The 22418-nt window shown below is 58.2% G+C and carries 17 protein-coding genes; 9 read left to right on the top strand and 8 right to left on the bottom strand.

Annotated elements, in window-relative coordinates:
• Positions 1-4: 4 nt before the first annotated feature.
• The 3 genes from PHV01_RS00450 to ppdK all read left to right on the top strand — a co-directional run bounded on the left by PHV01_RS00450 (position 5) and on the right by ppdK (position 6277).
• Positions 5-2731: a c-type cytochrome gene (locus PHV01_RS00450; protein WP_337289167.1), complete on the top strand. Its 2727-nt coding sequence runs from the start codon at positions 5-7 to the stop codon at positions 2729-2731.
• 72 nt (positions 2732-2803) lie between these two features.
• Complete coding sequence (locus tag PHV01_RS00455; RefSeq protein WP_337289168.1) at positions 2804-3526, top strand: carboxypeptidase regulatory-like domain-containing protein; 723 nt, start codon at positions 2804-2806, stop codon at positions 3524-3526.
• Positions 3527-3619: 93 nt separating this feature from the next.
• Positions 3620-6277, top strand: coding sequence for a pyruvate, phosphate dikinase (gene ppdK / locus PHV01_RS00460; protein ID WP_337289298.1), 2658 nt, complete (start codon positions 3620-3622; stop codon positions 6275-6277).
• Positions 6278-6386: 109 nt separating this feature from the next.
• Here ppdK and PHV01_RS00465 read toward each other — a convergent pair whose 3' ends face one another.
• From PHV01_RS00465 to PHV01_RS00495, 7 genes are all read right to left on the bottom strand, one after another.
• Entirely contained in the window at positions 6387-7412 is a 1026-nt protein-coding gene (locus tag PHV01_RS00465) for a cytochrome-c peroxidase (RefSeq protein ID WP_337289169.1), read from the bottom strand.
• An 81-nt stretch (positions 7413-7493) separates the two neighbouring features.
• Positions 7494-8348, bottom strand: coding sequence for a thiosulfate oxidation carrier protein SoxY (locus tag PHV01_RS00470; protein ID WP_337289170.1), 855 nt, complete (start codon positions 8346-8348; stop codon positions 7494-7496).
• Between the two features lie 71 nt (positions 8349-8419).
• A complete protein-coding gene (locus PHV01_RS00475) occupies positions 8420-8878 on the bottom strand; it encodes a hypothetical protein (protein ID WP_337289171.1) in 459 nt (152 codons plus the stop codon).
• Between the two features lie 36 nt (positions 8879-8914).
• On the bottom strand, positions 8915-10033 hold the full coding sequence (locus PHV01_RS00480; RefSeq protein ID WP_337289299.1) for a metallophosphoesterase: 1119 nt from the start codon (positions 10031-10033) through the stop codon (positions 8915-8917).
• A gap of 160 nt (positions 10034-10193) precedes the next feature.
• A complete protein-coding gene (locus tag PHV01_RS00485; protein WP_337289172.1) occupies positions 10194-10919 on the bottom strand; it encodes a hypothetical protein in 726 nt (241 codons plus the stop codon).
• Between the two features lie 111 nt (positions 10920-11030).
• A complete protein-coding gene (locus PHV01_RS00490; protein WP_337289173.1) occupies positions 11031-11987 on the bottom strand; it encodes a glutaminyl-peptide cyclotransferase in 957 nt (318 codons plus the stop codon).
• Positions 11988-12102: 115 nt separating this feature from the next.
• Positions 12103-13122: a cytochrome-c peroxidase gene (locus PHV01_RS00495; protein WP_337289174.1), complete on the bottom strand. Its 1020-nt coding sequence runs from the start codon at positions 13120-13122 to the stop codon at positions 12103-12105.
• 260 nt (positions 13123-13382) lie between these two features.
• On the opposite strand from PHV01_RS00495, the gene PHV01_RS00500 reads away from it, so the two are divergent.
• Both PHV01_RS00500 and cyoE read left to right on the top strand, forming a co-directional pair.
• Positions 13383-14330: a COX15/CtaA family protein gene (locus PHV01_RS00500; protein ID WP_337289175.1), complete on the top strand. Its 948-nt coding sequence runs from the start codon at positions 13383-13385 to the stop codon at positions 14328-14330.
• Entirely contained in the window at positions 14327-15232 is a 906-nt protein-coding gene (gene cyoE / locus PHV01_RS00505; protein WP_337289176.1) for a heme o synthase, read from the top strand. Before PHV01_RS00500 ends, cyoE begins: the two co-directional genes overlap by 4 nt.
• Positions 15233-15369: 137 nt before the next feature.
• Here cyoE and PHV01_RS00510 read toward each other — a convergent pair whose 3' ends face one another.
• Positions 15370-16737, bottom strand: coding sequence for a sigma-54 dependent transcriptional regulator (locus tag PHV01_RS00510; RefSeq protein WP_337289177.1), 1368 nt, complete (start codon positions 16735-16737; stop codon positions 15370-15372).
• A gap of 260 nt (positions 16738-16997) precedes the next feature.
• Between PHV01_RS00510 and recA the strand changes: the two genes are divergently transcribed.
• The 4 genes from recA to alaS are packed head-to-tail and all read left to right on the top strand — an operon-like array spanning position 16998 to position 22381.
• Positions 16998-18053: a recombinase RecA gene (gene recA, locus PHV01_RS00515; RefSeq protein ID WP_337289178.1), complete on the top strand. Its 1056-nt coding sequence runs from the start codon at positions 16998-17000 to the stop codon at positions 18051-18053.
• Positions 18054-18081: 28 nt separating this feature from the next.
• A complete protein-coding gene (locus tag PHV01_RS00520) occupies positions 18082-19245 on the top strand; it encodes a type IV pilus twitching motility protein PilT (protein WP_337289179.1) in 1164 nt (387 codons plus the stop codon).
• 35 nt (positions 19246-19280) lie between these two features.
• Positions 19281-19709, top strand: a complete 429-nt coding sequence (locus PHV01_RS00525; RefSeq protein WP_337289180.1) for a regulatory protein RecX — start codon at positions 19281-19283, stop codon at positions 19707-19709.
• Between the two features lie 11 nt (positions 19710-19720).
• Positions 19721-22381, top strand: coding sequence for an alanine--tRNA ligase (gene alaS / locus PHV01_RS00530; RefSeq protein ID WP_337289181.1), 2661 nt, complete (start codon positions 19721-19723; stop codon positions 22379-22381).
• The last annotated feature ends 37 nt before the right edge of the window (positions 22382-22418 follow it).

The raw sequence follows: 22418 nt of genomic DNA on the forward strand, positions 1-22418 counted from the left end.
CCTGGTGCAGTCGTGGAGAGGGTGGCGCACGAGTAAGCTGGCAGAGCAGCGATCCTTACGGGTCGTGTTCTTTATTTCGAGTCTGCTCTTTGTCCTGGTTACCGGCTGGGCAGTATGGAACGAAGCGAAGACCAGGCGCCCGTGGAAAGCATACCAGCAAGAGTTCAACCGGCTGGAACATGATCGGGTCGTTCGTGAACTCGCTGTGGAACGATCGAGGTTTGATGCGCCGGAAGTTCGGACTACCCTCGCCAAGTTGCAGAAGGACCTGAAGGCGGCGCAGGCGAGGTTGGCCGGACCCGAGTCCGCTAAAGCGCAGCAACTCCTTGCGCAACGTGAGGCCGAGTACGCAGAGATAAATATGAAGGCCCAGTTTATCAAGAGCGAGCTGGATGAAGCGCTCTATTGGGTGGAGCATGCCATCCAGAGCAAACAGGACAGCACAAAGCCCCGAGCGAAGGCGGCAGCGATTGAAAAGCAGTTGCAAGGACTCACCGCGCAGGTGAATATGGCGAATACGCGGATGGAGGAAGCGCGGGAGGCCGTCAAGCGGTTTCAGGCCGATGTGGATGCCATTCAGGCCAGGATTGACGAGCTGTCTGCCCCGGTGATGACGCTTGAGCGACGATTGGAGTCAATCAGGGCTCGTCCCCTCGAGGTCAAGCAGATTGTGGTGGAGGGCTTGGCGACCAACGAGTTCAAAGAGCCTATCCTGACCGTAGATCGCTGCACCACATGCCATCTTGCGATCGATCGGCCCGGGTTTGAGCAGGCCAGGCAGCCCTTTCGTACCCATCCGTATCGGGAGGTCCTGTTTGGCCAGCATCTGATCACCCGATTCGGTTGCACATCGTGCCACCAGGGACAGGGGCCGACCCTCGATGTTGAGGCGGCGCACGGCGAGGTCCTTCACTGGGCGCGTCCGCTGCTGCGGGGCGACTTCGTACAGACGAGTTGCAGAAAGTGCCATGCTGAAAAGAAGGAGTTCGCCCTGGCGCCCATCTATTCGCGCGGCAGACAGATGGTGGAGGAGCTTGGCTGTTTCGGGTGTCACATGATGGCGGGATTCGAGAAGGTTCAGAAAGTGGGACCGGATCTGACGCGGATCGCCAACAAGGTCGATCCGAGCTGGCTGGTTCGGTGGATTAACAAGCCGAGAGGGTACCTTCCTAAGACGAAGATGCCTAATTTTGGCCTGTCTGATGAGGACGCATTGAGCATCGCCGCCTATCTTCTCAATACGTCCCAGCCTATTCCGGAGCTTCATGGCGAGTTCAAGGCTCCCGCTTCAGTGGAACGTGGAAGGGAGATCGTAAGCACGGTTGGCTGCCTCGGCTGTCATCGGGTCCCTGGTTTGGAGGCGAAGATCCCGCCAGCCGGCGCTTCGCCCGCTGTGCCGTCGGTCCATACCCTCGCAGTGCCGCCGGATAGCGAAAAAGAAGCACCGGGGGGAGCCGCCAAGACCGCGTCTGAACCGAAACCGATGAAAGCCTGGTTGGTCGCGCCTCCTCCCTCGCCGGAGAATCAGGATTTCGCGCCGGATCTCTCAAAGATAGCCAGCAAGGTGAACGCGGATTGGCTGTTCGCCTGGGTCAAGAATCCGAAACAGTTTCGGCCAACCACCCGGATGCCCAATCTGCGCCTCTCCGACGACGATGCTCGGGCAGTGACCGCCTTCCTGATGACGCTAGGGCAGAAACAAAGGGTTGGCGGTCTGGAGCAGGAGGTGAGGAAGGCCGAGCGGATCGCGGCGGGTGAGCGCCTGATTCGCAAGCGGGGCTGTTTTGGCTGTCACGACATCAAAGGGTTTGAGACGTCGGAGAAGATTGCGCCGGATCTCAGCAACTTCAGCCAGAAGCGATTGCAGGAGCTGTTCTTCGGTGAGGCAGTCCAGGTGAAGCAGACCTGGCAGGATTACACCTTCTGGAAGCTGAAGAATCCCAGGATTTATGCCACCGAACGGGTAGAGCAGTTGATGCCGAACTTCGGCTTCACCGACGAAGAAGCGAAGACGCTGAGGGTCTTTCTCAAGAGCCTCAGCACCGAGCGTGTTCAGCCGCAGTTCCAGCGAAGCCCTTCCGATGAGGAGCTGGCTATTCAGAACGGGCGAACCCTTGTGAAACGCTACAACTGTAACGGGTGTCACGTCATCGAGGGGCAGGGTGGCGCAATTGCTCCGTTCTACGCCAACGAGACCAGGATTCCGCCTCCCCTTGAGGTGGGGATGATGCATGAGGGGGAGAAAGTTCAGGCCACCTGGCTGTACCAATTCCTTGGACGACCTGTACCACTCAGGCCGTGGCTTGACGTCCGGATGCCGACATTCGGCCTCAGCATCGAGGAAGCCACCACCCTGACGAAGTATTTCGCGGTGATGGGCAAGCAGCAGGTTCCCTATGAGTACGTCTCGGTGGGGGAGCCGGCCCCTGAGCTGATGAAGGCCGGTCGATTGCTGATGTCGAAGGACTACTTTGACTGTTTCACCTGCCACCAGCAGGGTGAGAAGAAGCCCGAGGGCCCGTCGGAGGGCTGGGCGCCGGATCTCAGCCTGGCCAAGCGCCGATTGCGGCCGATCTGGATCGGCAAGTGGCTGAAGGATCCGCAGAAGATCCAGCCCGGAACCAAGATGCCCAGCTACTATCCGGACGGTCCGGACGATATTCTTGGGGGGAAGGAAGACCGACAGATTCAGGCGATCACTGAATACCTGATGCACCTGGGAGAGAACTGATTCGTCTTGTCGGCTTAATGAGAGAAGTCCAACGAAACTGAGTTACACACCAGAAGAAGGAGGCGATGCTCCATGCGCAGGAAGCGCGAACTGATTGCAGCGACCGTAATGGCGGGATTCTTCCTTGGGACCGTTGCTCAGGCCCTGGCTTATGAGGGCGGCGAGGTGAAAGACGGCGGGACGATCACCGGTACGATTAAATTTGCCGGGACCCCACCAGTCAGGAAAGAGCTCCAAGTGACCAAAGATAAGGAGGTCTGCGGCAAGGATAAGCACCTGAGCTGGGATCTCATTGTCGGTCCTCAGAAAGGCATTGAGAATGCTGTAGTGCGATTGATTGATGTGAACAAAGGGGAGAAGTGGGCGACCACGAAGGCAACAGTGGATCAGCATGGGTGTGTGTATGTGCCCCATGTCGTCGTGCTTCCGGCTGGTGGCACGCTGGATATCCTGAACAGCGATGGGATCCTCCACAACATCCATACCTATAGCTCGGTGAACGCATCGATCAATAAGGCCCAGCCGAAGTTCAAGAAGGTACTGACTGAGAAGTTCGAGAAACCAGAGATTGTCAAGGTGACCTGTGATGCCCACAGTTGGATGCTTGGCTGGCTCATTGTCTCCGACCATCCGTACGTGGCTGTTACCAACGACAAGGGTGAGTTCACCCTCAAAAATGTTCCACCGGGAAACTATAAGCTCGAGGTCTGGCAGGAGACACTCGGTAAGAAGGTGCAGAACATTACCGTCAAGCCGAAGCAGGAGACCAAGCTCGCTATCGAACTGGCAAAATAGAAGACATTATCCTGCTATGGTTGCAGGACCGACATATAGAAAACCGTAGGGGCGACTCGCGAGTCGCCCCTACTCATGGGGGAGAATATGGCGATCGCAAAGAAATACGCGTACTTTTTCGGAAAGGGTCGGGCTGAAGGAAGGGCCGAGCAGAAGAATCTTCTCGGAGGAAAGGGGGCGAACCTCCATGAGATGACTACCCTCAAGATTCCCGTGCCGCCTGGCTTTACCATCTCTACGGAAGCCTGTATCGAGTACGTGCAGCGCGGCAGGCGTTTCCCTCCCAAGCTATGGGCGGAGGTCGAGGCGGATATCGCCAAGCTGGAACGGGCTATGGGAAAGCGATTCGGCGATTCGAAGGATCCCCTTCTGGTCTCCGTCCGCTCTGGAGCCAGGATCTCTATGCCGGGGATGATGGATACGGTGTTGAACCTGGGATTAAATGACGTAACGGTCCAAGGCCTCATTCAGCGTTCACAAAATCCTCGCTTTGCTTACGATAGTTACCGGCGACTTCTCCAGATGTTCGGAGATGTGGTGCTTGGTATCAAGAAAATAGCCTTTGAGGGGCTCCTCAGCGAAAAGAAGCGGCAGAAGGGGGTCGAGGCCGACACGGCACTCAGCGCCGAAGATCTCCAGGACCTCGTTGAGCAGTTCAAAGGGGTCATTCAGCGCGAGACGGGGCAGGCGTTTCCGCGGGATCCGAAGGAGCAGCTTCGAATGGCCATCGGCGCCGTATTCGAGTCCTGGGACAACAAACGGGCCGTTGAGTACCGACGGATCTATAAGGTTCCGGATAACTGGGGTACTGCCGTGAATATCCAGGCTATGGTCTTCGGCAACCTGGGGGAGAATTCCGGGACCGGGGTGGCCTTTACCCGTGATCCGTCTACGGGGGAGAAACGCCTCTACGGCGAATTTCTTCCTAATGCCCAGGGGGAGGACGTGGTGGCGGGGATCAGGACCCCGCGTCCCATCGTGGCCATGAAGGAGACCTGGCCTCAGGTCTATCGGCAGTTTGAGCGGATCTGCCGAACCCTCGAGCACCACTATCGGGACATGATGGACATTGAGTTTACCATTGAGGATGGAAAGCTCTATATGCTGCAGTGCCGCGTCGGCAAAAGGACTGCCCACGCCGCCATTAAGATCGCCGTTGATATGGCCAAGGAGCGGTTGATCGATCGGAAGGTAGCTGTCCTGCGAGTGGAGCCCTGGCAACTCGAACAGCTTCTGCATCCCGCGATCGATCCGAAGGTCAAGGTCCAGAAGATCGCGAGTGGTCTCCCAGCCTCGCCGGGAGCGGCGGTTGGAAAGGCTGTCTTCACTGCGGAGGAGGCGGTCGAAGGAGCGGAACGGCACGAGAAGGTGATCCTGGTCAGGCCTGAGACCTCCCCGGAGGACATCGCGGGCATGGTTGCCGCGCAGGGGATCCTCACCGCCAGGGGAGGGCTTACCAGCCATGCCGCGGTGGTCGCCAGAGGTATGGGAAAAGCCTGCGTCGTCGGTTGCACCGACATCTTCGTCAACGAGGAAGAGGGATACTTCCAGACAGCGAATCTGACCGTCCGACGAGGAGATCCGATTACCATCGATGGCAGCACAGGTAATCTCATCCTTGGGGAGGTCGCGTTGACCCAGCCTGAAAAACTGACCGGTGAGTTCGGAACCTTAATCTCGTGGGCGGATCGCTTCCGAACAATCGGTGTCAGGACCAACGCGGACACTCCGAGAGACGCGCAGGTCACGCGACAGTTCGGGGCCGAGGGAATCGGCCTCTGCCGGACCGAACACATGTTTTTCGAGGGGGATCGAGTCGTCGCCGTGCGAGAGATGATTCTGGCCAAGGATGCTGATGAGCGGCGGAAGGCCCTGGCCAAGCTGCTGCCCATGCAGAAGCGGGACTTCAAGGCGATCTTCGAACTCATGGATGGCCTTCCTGTTATCATCAGGACGCTCGATCCTCCCCTGCATGAGTTCCTGCCGAGGAAGGACGAGGAGATTCGAAGGGTGGCGGAAAGCATGGGGGTGTCGGAAGAGATCCTCAAAGAAAAGGTCCGCACCCTGCAGGAATTCAACCCGATGCTTGGCCACCGTGGCTGCCGCCTCGGAATCAGCCACCCCGAGATTACTGAGATGCAGGCTCGGGCGATCTTCGAGGCGGCCTGTGAACTGAAAAAGAAAGGGAAGCGTCCATTCCCGGAGATCATGATCCCTCTCGTTGGCCACGTGAAGGAGTTTCAAATCCAGCGAGAGATCGTCATCCGTGTAGCTTCCGAGGTGATGAAAGCGTACGGCGTGAAGGTCCGCTACCTGGTTGGAACGATGATCGAGCTGCCCAGGGCCTGTATTGTGGCTGATCAGATTGGAGCGGCGGCCGACTTTTTCTCCTTCGGGACAAACGATCTGACCCAGACCGCTTTTGGGTTTTCGCGGGATGACGCCGGCCGGTTCCTCCCTCTGTATTTAGAGGAGGGGATTCTCCAGACGGATCCCTTCGCTGTACTCGACGAAGAAGGGGTGGGAGCGCTGATGCGGATAGCGATCGAGAAGGGGCGAAAGGCCAAGCCAAGCCTGGAAATCGGCCTCTGTGGCGAGCACGGGGGGGAGCCCACGTCCGTTGATCTCTGTCATCGGCTGGGCTTGGATTACGTGAGCTGCTCCCCCTACCGGGTCCCCATCGCGAAGCTGGCGGCGGCCCATGCCGTTCTGAAACGACAGGTCAAAGTCAAAGAGATGGGGGAAAAGTAGGTCGAGGAAAGACAGGTAGATAGGCTGAAGGCTGAAGACCGAAGACTGAAGACTGAAAGGAACAGAGGTTCTTACCTAACAGCCTTCAGCCTTCGGTCTAAACCCCTCGTTACTTCGGTAGCGCTGGGGCGGCCATCTGTAGCGTGGGACAGCTCAGCGACTTCAGGAACGCCACCAAATCTGCCTTTTCTGTGGCCGTAAGGTTGAGCGGCTTGATCTCGTTCGACAGATTCGGGTTCTTGATGCCGCCCTTATCGTAGAACTCGATCACGTCCTCCAGGGTCTTGACGCTGCCGTCGTGGAGATAAGGGGCGCTGGCAGCGATGTTGCGCAGGGTCGGCGTTTTGAACGTACCTTTGTCGGACTCTTTCTTGGTGATGGTATATCGTCCCAGATCAGGATTCGGCTTGTCGAAGCCGACGCCGATATTGTGGTATCGTTCATCCGTGAACGCGAAACCGGTATGGCACCGTACGCAATTCGCCTTCTCTCGAAAGAGATGAAGCCCTCGCTGCTCACTCTCTGAGAGCGCCGTATCGTCACCATCCTCATATCGGTCGAACGCTGAATTTCCACACACGAGTGAGCGCTCGAATGCCGCAATGGCCTTTGCCACACTTGATGCGGTAACGTCTGTCCCAAATACTTGTCTGAACTGCTCCCGGTACCCTCGAGTAGCGCTCAGCGTAGCAACCATTTTTTCCAAGGTGTTGCCCATCTCGATCGGGTTCTTGATAGGACCGAGGGCTTGGTCCTCAAGGGAGGCCGCTCGTCCATCCCAGAACTGCTCCTGGCTGAAGAGACGATTGATCGCCACGGGGGCGTTGCGCCCTCCGACCTGCCCTTTAATCCCTGTAGAGGTAGGACGACCGTCGGAGAACCCTTTATCCGGTGCGTGACAGGTGGCGCAGGAAACGGTTCCATCGGCCGAAAGGCGACCGTCAAAGTAGAGCTGTCGCCCGAGTTCGATCTTCTCGGCTGTCAGCGGATTGTCCGGAGGAATGTAGGCGGCTTCTTCCTGCAGTCCCAGGGGTAATGTGAGCTTGTAAGGCCCTTGTGCTCCGCTCTGGCTGAGAAAGCCGCCGACAACAATCAGGGCGGCAATGATCGATACGCCTTTTGCCCATCGCCCCATGTTTCTTTCCCTCCCGGTTTTCAGGGGATTACTGTATCAATATCCCTGCGGTAATTTACAGCCGAATAATCTCTATAACGGTCAAGAAAATATAATCTCTTGTGAAGCCTGAAACTGCTGACCGCGACTATTGGTCACAATAATCCGGATGGTCGACTCCTTCATCGCTCTCAGTTTAAACGTAATGAATGGATTATCGCTGATGGCGGGAGTCATCTCGTAACGACTTACCGGGTCATCCCCATAAAAGACCTTCATCTCTTTCACGTAAAAGGGCTCGGCGGTTTGGAGAAACTTCTCGCCTTGGAACACTAAGCCGGTCCGACTCGGATGCTTGAGCTTTATCTGTACCTGGATAATTTCGCCTCGCCTGATTTTCCCCCGCTCGACCAGCTCGGGAATTCGGATGACCGGCGGATGAATGGTGTCATCGTGTAGTGCGTCGTCCCCCCCTTCCGCAGCGGTTGCGCACCCTCCCCCTCCCTCAGGAATCGTAATCGATTGGCTCGTTGTCCAACGCCCGTGGCGGGTGCACTCGGCAATGACCCGCACAGCGGAGGTACCGCTGTGTATGCGGGCTTGAACCGAGAGATAGGCATGCCCATTGGCTGGGCTCAAGTAGAAGATTCCCTTTGAGGGGATCGGATCGCTTTCATTCAGGATCTGGAGACTCTTGATATAATGATCCGGTTCCATCGGGTGGCGTATCTCGGCTACGATCGGGACATGAGCGCCATTACGCGTAACGGACGGAACCCTGAGGATAGGCAGATAAGACTGGTCGGCAGGGGGCGGAGTGCTCGAATCATTGGGGTGTTGCACCTCAGAGGCGAAGGCATCGGCCAGCCGGCCGGTCTCTTGTGCAGTGTATCCTACAGTTGCCAGGATCGAAGCGAGACGGAGAAAGCCCCGTCTCGACATTGCGCGTTCCCCCATTGAGGTACGCCCTCCGTCTCTGTTCCCGTCCATATCTGGCATCGAACGCCGATCTATCAGAGTGCTCCGAATCAGTGCCGTCCAGGGTCAAGCTTCGAACCACGGGTAGACCAGTAGATATACGTCTCGAGAGCCTTCATGGCGTCTGAATCGGTCTCGATCTTTTCCCCTTCGGCTGCCTTCTCGATACACCAGTTGATCATATCTCGGAGCGGCGCAAACTTATTGACCTGTTCCTGGAACTTTGGAAATGTGTACGGGTGAGTATCCGACGCGAAGGGGTGACACATCGCGCATGCCATCCCGGTGTTGGAAAGGGTTACGCCAAGCCGTTTCTGTGTGGCCTCATCGCCGTGAAAGAGCAGGTCGCCAACCTTGACCTGCTCCATGAAGACCTGCTCGAATGCCTTGAGTTGCTCAGGCGTGTGCTTAGCCTTATGGGCGAATGCCGGATTCGGTCCGGATGTGACGACGAGGAGCAGGCATAGGGAGGCACCCAGTATGGTTTTCATCTTACGTGGACGCTTCATCGTGGTCCTCCTCTTGGATGTGCGACCAACCAGTGGTCACTTGTACGCGCCGTAGTACGGCCACTCACGGTCGGCGAGTCGTGGGCTCAGAATCTGATTGGCGTTATCCGCGCACCCCGAGTCCCATGGCGTCTCCCCAAGGATGTCCTTTCGCCACATCACGTAATCATTTTCGATCTTCTCCGCGGCGCTCACGGTGAGTTTCGACCAACCCACCCCATCGAAGGGATCGCCAGGATCCACTCGGACCACACACTTGGTTAAGGCCGGTACCCCTTCAGGCGCATACGGCCAAGTCCAGGAGGTGGCCAGCATCCCGATCGAACGCACCTTACCGATCTCGTTGTACAGGACTTGATGAGTGTGACCGTGGATATTAGTGACGTTGGTGAACGGCGCGAGAACCTCGTGAACCTCGCGCCAGTCCCGTACCCAGAAGTTCCAAGGCGGGTAGTATTCGTACAGCGGGTTATGGCTGAAGATCACGACCGGCTTATTCTTTGGCCAGGTGGAAAGGGTCGTGGAAAGCCATGCGAGCTGATCGCGGCCGACACCGGCCCACGCGCCGGCCACACTCCCATCCAGGGTCGCCATATGGCCCATCCGCTCTTTGGGAGTCATCTTCTTGGCCGTCCAGTAGTCCGGACCGCGACTGACTGTATCGAGCCCGATAAAGCGGACCCCTTTGTGGTCGAAGGTCCAGGAGGATTTACCGAAGAGTTTCTCCCACTTCACGCCCATATCGAGGTACCAGTCGTGCTCCCCGGGGATGAAGACCTTTTTGATGGTGACCTCTTTCAGGATCTCGGCCCCGAGGTCCAACTCGACCGGATCCCCAAGTTGCGCCAGGTCACCTCCATAGATCAGAAAATCAGCAGGTGGCGACATGGCCTGGACATCTTTCACCGCACGGGTCACCTTATCGATGAAACGCGTGTTGAGCGTTTTTGGGTACAGGTGCGAGTCGGAGATCCAGACAAACTTAAAGGCCTCGGCGCCAAAGGCCAAATCGAGGGTATTCAACCACGGGAACCATCCGGCGGTGGCCGCGCCGGCCGCTGCGCCGGCCAGTAACGATTTATGGATGAACATGCGCCGGGTGATCTCCATGGTCCTGTCAGGATGTTCACCGGGCTGCCTTAATACTCTGTCCATCTCACGGCGCTGGCTCTCGGTCTCTGCGGAAGCGCCGATCTTCCGCCACCACGCGAGTCTTGCCTTTGATCTCAGGAGTCTGAGTCGGTCACGATCACGGCCGTAATCATCCATTGCGCGAACCTCCTTCATGCGTGAGACGCATAGGTTCCGATGCCGCCTATTTCTTCAACTCGATCTGAACCGAAACCACCTCCTTTGCCTTTACGACTACTGGGGTTTCAGTGAGTCCAGTGTACTCTTGCCAGACAACGAGCGTGTAGGTTCCTGGCGGAACATCCGTAATCACGAATGTGCCGTCTTTAGCAGTGAGCGCATAGTAGGGATTATCGGCCGCATAGATCCACCCCAGCATCCAGCCATGCGCATCGCACTCCACCCGGACAATTCCGGATTTCTTGAGGGGTCGTTTGACGCGATCGCCCTGGTTCGGCAATGTGACGCTGAAGACGGTCCGTTTCCCGAGGAACCCGTGCGTGGCATGCAGGACCGGATCAGCACTAATGATCTCGAGGTCCGATCCGGCCGGTACCACCTGAACATGCGGCACGAAGTTACATTTCCGATTGGTCAGTTCGGGTGTTTTCGCGGACTGTTCCCAGGCCTTACCGCTCTCGACTTCTTTCAGGAACACGACCGCATCCTGAAGACCCCGATCCTCGTTGAGGATGATCTGAGGTTCCTCGCGGATACCTCCACAGACCTCCTGGTCTTTCGTAGGAATAATCGTCTTCATTGGCGGGGGCGATCCCTGAAACACAACCTTCCCCTTGATCGTTCCGCCGTCGCCGACTGTGACTTCCTGGTAGGAATAGGCTAGGGGTGTGAGAACGGTGAGTACAACAACAGGAGCAACACAACAGAGCAACATTTTAAAGCATCGCATCTATCGCCCTCCTTGTTGGTGCAATAAAAATTAAAGATTCAAACAGTGTTTGTCAAGATATTTCAGAATATCGCTTTAGAGTATCGACAGGAGTGAGGAACGCTTTGAGGGCTACGGACGAAAGGCGATGCCATGAGGGGCGCTCCCAACCGAAATGATGGCCATGATTTGCGCCGAGACGATATCGATTGCCGAGATCGTATCATCACCTCGGTTCGTCACATACATCCGCCGGCCAGTAGGGGAGAGGGTCAACATATCCGGACTCTTCCCGGTGGGGATGGAACGGGTTATCGTATTCGTCTTGGTGTCGATCACAGAAAGGGTATTAGAGCCCCTGTTGGCCACGTAGACATACCGGCCATCTGGTGAGACCGCCAGTCCATGGGTATCGAATCCGGTCTCGATTGATCTGACCTCTTTTAAGGAGGTCGTATCGATGACGACGACTCGACTTTCCCCTCCTGTTGTCACGTACAGATAACGCCCATCGCTGCTGAGGCCGAGACCCATTGCGTCTTTGCCGGTGGGAATTGTGGCAATGGTCTTGTGCGTGGCCGCATCGAGGACCCGTACCTCTTCATCCCCGCTGAGCGAGACAAAGACCTGCGTTCCGTCCCGGGAGAAGACGACCATTTGTGGGGCCTTTCCAACTGAAATCCGTTCGACCACCTTTTTGGTGAGTACGTCGATGATCCAGAGATCGTTAGAACCAGGGTTGGTGATGTAGGCCAGTGTGCCGTTTGGACTGAAGGTTACGGCATGGGCCCGGGTCCCCGCAGGAAGTATGGTTGTGACCTCCCGCGTTGCTGAATCAATGATGCTGATTGTATTGGAGCCTACGTGGGTCACCCACGCCGCTTTTCCATCAGGACTGAAGGTGATGTTGTGGGGCGCCTTGCCACCAGAGGGGATTGTGGTGAGAACCGCAAGCGTCTCAGTATCAATGATGCTGATGGTATCCGACAACTGATTGGCGACCCAGACCTCGGCCGCGGAAGCTGTCTTCACCCAGAGTAAACCGATGAGGAGGGTGAGGAAGATCCTGCCGACTATCCACCGGTTCATCTGGCTGTGACCATCAGGAGGAGAGGTTCGAGACGATGAGGAAAGACAGGTAAATAGGCTGAAGGCTGAAGGGAACAATGGTTCTTACCTAACAGCCTTCAGCCTAAACCCCTAGTTACTTCGGTAACGCCGGAGCGGCCACCTGCAAGTTGGGGCAGCTCAGTGATTCCAGGAAAGCCACCAGATCGGCCTTCTCTTTGGCTGTGAGGTTGAGCGGCCTGATCTCGTTCGACAAATTAGGGTTCTTGACGCCGCCCTTATTGTAGAGCTCAATCACGTCGTCCAGGGTCTTGGCGCTGCCGTCATGCAGATAGGGCGCGCTGGCCGCGATATTGCGGAGGGTCGGCGTCTTGAAGGTTCCTTTATCAGACTCTTTCTTTGTTACCTTAAAGCGGCCAAGATCCGGGTCCGTCTTGTCGATACCTACGCCGAGGTTGTGGTAGCCTTCGTCGGTGAAGTTGAAGCCGGTGTGACACGCGACACAGTTGGCCTTGCCATTGAAGAGGGTCAGGCCATGTTGGGCGCTCTTCGTGAGCGCGTGTTGATCGCCGGCTTTAAACTTGTCGAAGGCGGAGTTGCCGCAGAGGAGGGTCCGCTCGAACGACGCGATGGCCTGGGCGACGCCTTCTTTCGTTACCTTGGTGCCGAAGACTTTCTTGAACTGCGCCCGGTATCCCTGCACCTTATCCACCGTCGCGACCATCCCTTCCAGAGTATGGCCCATCTCAATCGGATTCTGGACCGGGCCAAGGGCTTGGTCCTCCAGCGAGGGGGACCGCCCATCCCAGAACTGCTCCTGGCTGAAAAGGCGATTGATCGTCACGGGGGCGTTACGCCCACCGACCTGTCCTTTGATCCCTGTGGAGGTGGGGCGACCGTCGGAGAACCCTTTATCCGGAGCGTGACAAGTGGCGCAAGCCACGGTTCCATCGGCTGAGAGCCGCTTGTCAAAATAGAGTTGTTTGCCCAGATTGATTTTTTCGATTGTCAGCGGGTTGTCCGGAGGGATGTAGCTGGCTTCTTCCTGCAGTCCAAGCGGCATCTTCAGTTTGTACGGTCCTTCAGCCTCGCTCTCCCTGATGGACAGACCCGAAACGCTAACCAGTATGCTGAGAATCCAGATCCCCCGTCTCATCTGATCCCCCCCGGTCCTCTGTAGATCACCTTTTACCTCGGCAACTGTCATCAGCAACAGGGCCGTCTGGCTTCATCACGGCGCTCTTTATAGCACATCTGAAGACGTGATACAATTGGGAAAGCCGTACTTATTGCACAGAATGGGTTGTGGGTGGCTGCAGCCTGGAGAGACTCAATGCGATGTAGAGTTTTGTAGTTGACTTCGCGTCGTAGCTCGACTAGAAAACGTAGTCTATGCCGGATCATAGCAAGAGATTAATGCCCGATACCCGTGCGCGAGGCTATAGCCCGTGGCCCCATCGATTCGCCCTGGCGACCGCGGCATCAACGTTGGTGTTGATCTTCGTCGGCGGTCTGGTCACGAATACTGGAGCGGGGCTGGCGGTACCGGACTGGCCAACCACATTTGGGTATAACATGTTCCTTTTCCCGTGGTCGCAAATGGTAGGGGGCGTTTTCTACGAACACAGTCATCGGCTGATCGGTTCCATCGTGGGCCTGCTCACCCTGGCATTGGCCTTTGTGCTCTGGGTGAGGGAGCCGGCGCGAGCGCTTCGATGGTTGGGCGTTGCTGCCGTCGGCGCGGTAATCATCCAGGGAGTGCTCGGCGGCCTTCGCGTGATCCTGATATCGACCGGAAGCGAACTCGCCGTCATCCATGGCCTGCTCGCCCAAGCCTTCTTTGCCCTCACGGTGAGCTTGGTGGTATGTACTTCCCAGGAGTGGAAGTACACGCCTCGACAGGTCCTCGTTGCTGATGCCGGAGCGATCAAGCGTCTTTGCCTCCAGACAACCGGTGTTGTGTACCTTCAGATCTTCCTTGGAGGTATGCTGACACATATCGGTGACTGGTTCCTGGTCCATCTATTCTGCGCTGCGCTTATTACCTTCCATGCTTGGCGTCTGGCGCAACGGCTCCTGTGGCTTCAAATGAATCAGGCGAAACTCGTGTGGCCCGTCACGCTACTCGTCGGCCTGTTGGTGTTGCAGCTTCTGTTGGGCCTCGGGTCGTATGTAAATCGCTTTACGTCCGTCGAAATCCCCTACGCGGTCTTTAGTCGGTTGGCGCTTCCAACTACTCACAGGATCACAGGTGCGCTGATGCTGGCGGCCTGTATTGTGCTGACGCTTCGAGTCTATCGGTTGCTGGCGTCGCGGCAGACCCTGGGCAGTCAGGAATTGCTTGCCGAGCAGGTGCGCGCATGATGCTCACATCTGCAACAGTAGGCGCCGAGTTCACGCGCGCATACAGACGAGCAGCAGATTTCGTATTGCTGATGAAGCCGCGTATCGTGATGATGGTGCTGTTGACTACATTCGTGGGCTTTTATCTTGGTGTGAGCGGCACGCCGGACTACGCGGTACTGTTGCAGGTGCTTGCCGGGACAGCACTGGCGGCGGGTGGAACACTTGCGCTCAATCAGTTCCTCGAGCGGGACACAGACGCGCGGATGGTGCGGACACGGCTTCGCCCATTGCCGGCTGGGCGACTGCAGCCTGCGGAGGCGCTCCTGTTCGGGGTGTCGATCGCAGTTGCAGGCCTGCTGTACCTGGCTATCTCAGTCAATCCCCTGAGTAGTGTGGTGGCGACGGTGATTGTGGGAAGCTATCTCTTCCTTTACACGCCGCTGAAGCGCAGGACCGTTTTCTGTACGGTGGTAGGAGCGATCCCCGGAGCGCTGCCGCCGGTTATCGGCTGGGCAGCGGCCACAGGAAGGCTCGGAATTGAGGCATGGGTGCTGTTCGCCATCATGTTTCTCTGGCAACTTCCTCATACGCGAGCAATCGCCGTGCTGTACAAGGACGATTATGAGCGGGCAGGCATTCGACTCCTGCCCGCAGTCGATCCGGATGATAAGATTACAGGACGTCAGATTGTCTGCGACTGTCTGGTCTTGTTTGTCGTCAGTCTGCTGCCGACCCTCATCGGATTCGCCGGCCCAGTCTATTTTACAGGCGCGCTTATGCTGGGTATTGGCCTGCTCGGGTGCGCGTACGCCTTTAGCCTCTGGCGATCGACGACAGACGTGAGGCGACTGCTGTTTGTATCGCTCGTGCACCTTCCAGCCCTGCTGTTACTGATGGTGCTGGATCGGGTGCCATTCTAACCAAGATGAGCGTGGGCGGGAGAACACGTTGCATGACTACAGCTTTCGAAAGACTCCGATGACCTTACCCAGGATCTGGAACCGTTGCTCTTGCGTGATCCTGATCGGCGCGAACGCCTCGTTCTCTGGTGTGAGGATCAGCTCTTCTCGCGTATCTGTAATTCCTTGATCAGGCGGGCAAGGTAGGTCCGCTGCAGACCGAGGGCGCTCGCAGCCTTTGATTGATTGCCGCCCGAACGGTGCAGGGTCTCACGGATGACCTGTCGTTTGTACGCCGCTACAGCCTCGTGGAAGTCGCGAGGTGTATCTGACGCGGACGACTCCGGTGCGCCGGCAAGGACAGTCAGCGGAAGGTCTTCAGAGGTGATCCGATCGCGGGTACTGAGGACAACGGCCCGCTCGATAAAGTTCGCCAGCTCCCTCACATTGCCTGGCCAGTGGTAGTGTTGCAGTAACTCCCATGCATCCGGTGTGATCTCTTTAATTCGCTTGCCCAGACGGGCGCAGTATTGGGCCAGGAAGTAATTGGTGAGGGGGACGATGTCCTCGGGGCGATCTCGAAGCGGGGGGAGCGAGACGGTAATGACATTGAGACGGTAGTAAAGATCCTCGCGGAACAATCCCTCGCGGATCGCCTTGTCCAGGCGTCGATTCGTGGCGGCGACGAAGCGGAGATCGACTCGTATCGGCTTCGTCCCGCCGACCCGCTCAAACTCATGCTCTTGAAGGACGCGCAGCAGCTTCGCCTGCAGGTGCGGCTTCAGATCGCCGATCTCATCAAGGAACGCGGTCCCGCCGTCGGCCAGCTCCAGCTTCCCGCGCTTGCGCTGGTGCGCGCCCGTAAAGGCCCCCCGCTCATGCCCGAATAGCTCACTTTCGAGCAGCTCTTCCGACAACGCCACGCAGTTTACCACCACAAAGGGCTGATCCCGCCTCGGGCTCCAGCGGTGAATCGAGTTCGCGAACACCTCCTTACCGGTGCCGCTTTCCCCCTGCAAGAGAATCGTCGAACTGCTGGCCGCCGCGCGCTTGGTGAACTCGATAGTATTCAGGATCGACGGACTATGGCCGATGATCGGCAGATCTTTTTCCCTGACCTCCCCCGATAGTAGGAGGTTTTGCCGCTTCAACGCCTCCCGTTCCAGCGCCTTGCCGATGACCACTTCCAGATGACCCGAACTGAACGGTTTGGTCAGGAAGTCATACGCGCCTGCCTGCATCGCCTCCACAGCCTTGTCAATGGTGCCATACGCGGTCATCGCGATGGTTGTCGTCTCGAGTCCCTCATCTTGGATCGCCTTCAGCACCTCCAGGCCGCTTTTCTTCGACATCATAAGATCGAGGAAGGTGATCGCTGGTGAGTCGTCTCTCAGTCGTATCAGGGCCTGCTCACCATCGGTCGCCTCTACGACCTCGAACCCCATGGCCTTCAGGCGATCATGCATCACCTCTCGGATGTCCTGGTCGTCGTCCGCGATCAGGATCTTGCTGTGGCTGGGGATCATTGTGCTTGCTCCGCGTCAACGAGGGTTGTCGTTTCATGAATCTGCGCCAAGGGCCGTCGGGGCAGGGTGAAGGCAATGGTTGGCGGTCTCAACTCGTAGTGAACCCTATAATGACGCTGGTCTGCTGTCAAGCAGCAAGTAGGGATGTCAGCAGCAACTGCAAGCCGCTGCGGTGCTTGACAACCTGGCTGAAATCGCATACGGTTGTCCGGGATGTTTGGGCGAAAGCGGTGCGGCCTTCTGGGCCAAGGAGGGTTGTTATGGCGGAGAAGACAGCAGAACGGGGGGAACGGAAAGAGCGGGAGCGAGCGCTGGATCTGGCAATCGCCCAGATTGAAAAATTATACGGCAAAGGCGCCATCATGAAGCTGGGCAGTTCCGGCGCGCTCCTACCCATTGCGGCCATTTCCACCGGCTCGCTGGAGTTGGACGCTGCGCTTGGGGTGGGGGGAGTCCCGCGGGGCCGCGTCATCGAGATCTTCGGCCCGGAATCTTCAGGAAAGACGACACTGGCCCTGCACATCATTGCCGAGGCGCAGAGGGTAGGCGGCTCCGCCGCTTTCGTGGATGCCGAGCATGCGCTGGATCCCGCCTATGCCCGGGCTTTAGGGGTGAATATCGATGACGTGCTGATCTCCCAGCCGGACACGGGGGAACAGGCCCTCGAGATCACCGAGGTCCTGGTTCGGAGCGGGGCCATCGATGTCATTGTGATCGACTCGGTTGCCGCCCTCGTGCCTCGGGCTGAGATCGATGGCGAGATGGGCGAGCCCACGATGGGTCTTCAGGCCAGACTGATGTCGCAGGCGCTCCGAAAGCTTACGGCGGCCATCAGCAAGTCCAAGACCTGCGTCATTTTCATCAATCAGCTCCGGGAAAAGATCGGGGTCATGTTCGGCAATCCCGAGACCACCACCGGCGGCCGGGCCCTGAAGTTTTACTCATCAGTCCGGCTTGATATCAGGAGGATCTCGAGCATCAAAGAGGGGGAGGATGTGGTGGGGGCGCGCGTGAAGGTCAAAGTAGTCAAGAACAAGGTCGCCCCTCCCTTCAAAGAGGCAGAGTTCGACATCATCTACGGCGAGGGGATCTCGCGAATCGGGGGTCTGCTGGATCTTGGCGCTGAGCACAAGGTCATTGAAAAGAGCGGGTCCTGGTTCTCCTATGCCGGAGAGCGGATTGGCCAGGGACGGGAGAACGCCAAGCGCTTCTTGGCGGACAACCCTGCCCTATGCAACGAGATTGAAGGGAAGGTGCGCGCCGCTCTGGGGTTGACCGGCTCCGTCGAGGCGGAGGTGGCGCAGCAGGCGCGTTAACGCCTCGCGGGCTGAATGGTATCGCATTATGAGTGGAGAGCTGTCTGCAGCGACGCCTTTTGACCTTGATGGTCTGCTGAGGCTGGCCATTGAGCGAGGCGCCTCGGACCTCCACCTGAAGGTCGGCGTCCCACCGGTTCTTCGAATCGACCATCAGCTCGTCCCTGCACAGGACCGACCTTGCCTCACCCAAGCCGATCTGGAAGCGACGGTCCGTCTCGTTACGACGGAGCCACAGCGACAGCGGTTTGCGCAACGCCTGGAAATGGACGTCAGCTACGGCGTTGCCGGGTTGGGACGGTTCCGGACCAACCTCTTTCAGCAGCGGGGGATGATGGGGGCCGCCTTTCGGGTCATCCCGCTCAAGGTTGAGACAATTGAAGAGCTCAATCTGCCGCCGGTCATCGAAAAGCTGGCAATGGAACCCAGGGGGATGGTATTAGTCACCGGCACCGCAGGAAGCGGAAAATCGACAACCCTGGCAGCCATGATCGGTCATATCAACAGCAATAGAACCGGTCATATCGTGACCATCGAGGACCCGATCGAGTTCTTCCATCCGGATGATCGGTGCCTGATCAACCAGCGGGAAGTCGGAATTGATACTGAGTCGTTTGCCGACGCATTACGCAGCGCGCTTCGCCAAGATCCGGATGTGATCATGGTGGGAGAGATGCGTGACCTCGATACCATCAGCACGGCGATCGTGGCGGCCGAGACGGGCCATCTGGTTTTGAGCACCCTGCACACCGTCGATGCGGCCGAGACGGTCAATCGCATCATCACGATCTTTCCGCCCTACCAGCAGAAGCAGATCCGGTTGCAACTCGCCTCGCTGCTTCGGGGGGTCATCTCGATGCGATTGATCCCGCGGGCGGATGGGAAAGGACGCGTACCGGCGGTCGAGGTCATGGTTGCAACCTCCACCATTCGGGAGTGCATCGCTGACCCTGACAAGACCAGAAAGATTTCGGAGGTCATCGCGGCCGGGATGTCGGAGTACGGGATGCAGACCTTCGATCAGTCGCTCATGAGCCTCTATCAGCGTGGCCTGGTGAGTTATGAGGAGGCGCTCCAGTGGAGCAGCAATCCTAATGACTTCGCCCTCAAGGTTCGAGGGATCGAGAGCGGGGTAGATCAACCGTGGACCGCGGAACGGAAGGGAGGCTTTCGCGAACGAAAGCTTCACTGAGGCCGAAATCCACTGAGGCGGCTTACCGGGCCGGCGTGCGCCTCCTGATCATTCGAGACAGAACGTGTGCCGAGCTTGCTCGCCTGCTTGCGGCCAGGGGATATACCCAGGCCGATACGCAGGCGGCGCTCGATCGGTTGAAAGAGCAGGGGTACCTGAACGATCAACGATTCGCGACAGCCTGGGCCACGGGTCGCCTCCGCACAAAGCCGATGGGACAGTATCGTCTGAGTAAGGAGCTTGAGGCCAAGGGGGTTGAGGTGCAACTCGTACATGAGGTTCTGGAGGAGATCTACGAAGAGGGAGAAGAGCCGGTAGCTCGTCGCGCCATGGCAGGCAAGCTGTCGGTACTTGGGCGTCTTCCGGCTTCCTCCAGGACTCTCCGGGTGGCGCGGTTTCTTCAGCGGAGAGGGTTTTCAAACGAAGTCATCTGGCGGCTGCTTCATGAGGAGCAGCGAGGGTAGCGGAACACATTATGGGGCGGTTGACAGGCGGAGAGATCCGCGAGCGGTTCTTACGGTTTTTTGAGCGAAACGACCATACGGTGGTTGCCAGTTCCTCACTGGTTCCAGCCGACGATCCGACGCTGCTCTTTACCAATGCCGGGATGGTGCCGTTCAAAGGGGTCTTCCTGGGGACCGATCCGCGTCCCTATCGGCGGGCCGTCTCGATCCAGAAGTGTCTGCGCGTCAGCGGAAAACACAACGATCTGGAGAATGTCGGTCGAACCGCCCGCCACCACACCTTTTTCGAGATGCTCGGCAATTTCTCCTTTGGCGATTATTTTAAGGAAGGCGCCATCGAATATGGATGGACGTTCCTGACGCAGGAGCTCAAGCTGCCGGCGGATCGGCTCTGGGCCACCGTGTACAAGGATGATGATACGGCATTCGACCTGTGGCAAAGGCTTGCCGGCTTGCCGCCCAATCGAGTCGTTCGCCTGGGAGAAAAAGATAATTTTTGGTCCATGGGCGAGACAGGTCCTTGTGGGCCCTGCTCTGAACTGATCTTCGACCAGGGTCCGATGGTGGGCTGCGGGCGGCCGACCTGCAGCATTGAGTGTGGGTGTGATCGCTATCTGGAACTCTGGAACCTGGTGTTCATGCAGTATAACCGTGACGCCTCCGGGACCCTCACGCCACTGCCGAAGCCGAGTATCGACACTGGCGCTGGGCTGGAGCGAATGGCTGCGGTATGCCAGGGGGTTAAAAGTAATTTTGAGAACGACCTGATCCGGCCGCTGATCGCGACGGTGGAGGAACTCTCGCAGAAGCGCTACGGGGCCGACGAGAACGATGATGTGTCGATGCGGGTGATCGCCGATCACGCGAGAGCGGTCGCTTTTGCGTTGGCCGATGGTGTGCTGCCCAGCAATGAGGGTCGGGGCTATGTGCTGCGCCGGATCCTCCGGCGCGCGCTCCGACATGGCCGCCTCCTTGGGCTGGATGAGCCATTCCTAGCCGCTGCGACCGACAAGGTAATCGACCTGATGACGGATGCGTATCCGGAACTCCCGACGAGTCGGGCGCATGTCGCGCGCCTCGCCTGGATCGAGGAGGACCGGTTCGGCATCGTGCTGCGCGAGGCGCTGCCCCGACTGCATGACCTGATTCAGAAGGTCAAAGATCAGACGGCGGAGGAGCAGGCTATCCTCTCGGGACCGAAACTCTTTGAGCTGTATGACACATACGGAGTGCCTCGGGATCTGATGGACGAGATCGCCGCTGAGCAGTCGGTTGTATGCGATTGGAACGGGTTCGAGACGGAGTTGAGACGTCAGCGGGAAAAGTCGAGGGCGCACCTGAAAGCGTTTGCGGATGTCCAGGGGGTTGCCGAGGCCTTCCACGATCTTGCGAAGGCGAGACGGACGGTATTCCTGGGCTACGAACGCCTCGAGTTGCAGGCGTCGGTCGTCGCGGTCTTGGCTGACGGCAAACAGGTCGAGCGGATCGGCGCGGGGCAGGAGGGCGAGGTCGTCCTCGACCAGACCCCCTTCTATGCGGAATCGGGTGGTCAGGTGGGTGATACCGGGTACCTTCGTGGTGAGGCGCTCCTCGCAGAGGTTCTGGATACGAAACGGCCGCTCGCAGGATTGATCGTTCACCGAGTTGCCGTGAAGCGGGGCGAACTCAGAAGTGGTCAGCGACTCCTGGCTTCGGTTGATATGAGTCGGCGCGGCACGACGGTCAAAAACCACACAGCAACCCACTTGGTCCATGCGGCTCTCCGGCAGATCCTCGGCGATCATGTGCGACAGGAAGGTTCGCTGGTTGCGCCGGATCGCTTACGCTTTGATTTCCGGCACTACGGACCCATGAGTCCCGCCGAGATCGCTCAGGTCGAGGAGACGGTCAATACGCGACTATGGGCCAACCTGCCGGTCGTGGTCGAAGAGATGCGGCTGGACGAGGCGCTGGCGAAAGGCGCTCTGGCCTTCTTTGGCGACAAGTACGGGGAAGAGGTGCGGGTGGTCGGCATCGCCGACTTCAGCATCGAGCTGTGCGGAGGAACCCACACCGAGGCTACGGGGGAGATCGGCCTGTTCAAGATCTCGCATGAGACCGGCGTCGCTGCGGGCATACGGCGAATCGAGGCCTTGACCGGCCCTGGCGCTTTTCAGCACCTGAAGCGTGAGGGGGAGGTCCTGCGTGAATCGGCTGATCGGCTGAAGAGCAAGCTTCTTGAAGTTCCTGAAAAGGTTGACCGCCTCTTCGACTCGACCCGCGCTCTTGAGCGAGAGGTCTTGCAACTTCGGGCCAAACTGGGCGCGGAGGTGGCGGAGGAGTTGCTGAAGAAGGCGATCCAAGTCTCCGGTGTCACGGTGGTGGTGGGTCTCGTCGAGCGGTGCGATCAGCGCACCCTACGGGAGCTCGCGGATCGACTGAGGGTCAAGGTCGGCAGCGGGGTGATCGTTCTGGCGACGTCCTCGGATGGACGGGTAGGCTGGGTAGCGGCCGTGACATCCGATCTTACGTCGCGGCTGCATGCCGGCAAGCTCGTGAAGGAGGTGGCGCACATCACCGGTGGGAGTGGGGGCGGCCGGGCCGATCTCGCCGAAGCCGGCGGGAAGGATCCTGATACGCTGGATCGGGCGCTCCAGCTTATCCCGGAGCTGGTCAAGCGGTTTCTCGCATGAGCCTATTGTAGACCCCATTTCCCTTGCAGGTCACAAC

This window comes from Candidatus Methylomirabilis sp. (genome assembly GCF_028716865.1).
Lineage (GTDB): Bacteria > Methylomirabilota > Methylomirabilia > Methylomirabilales > Methylomirabilaceae > Methylomirabilis.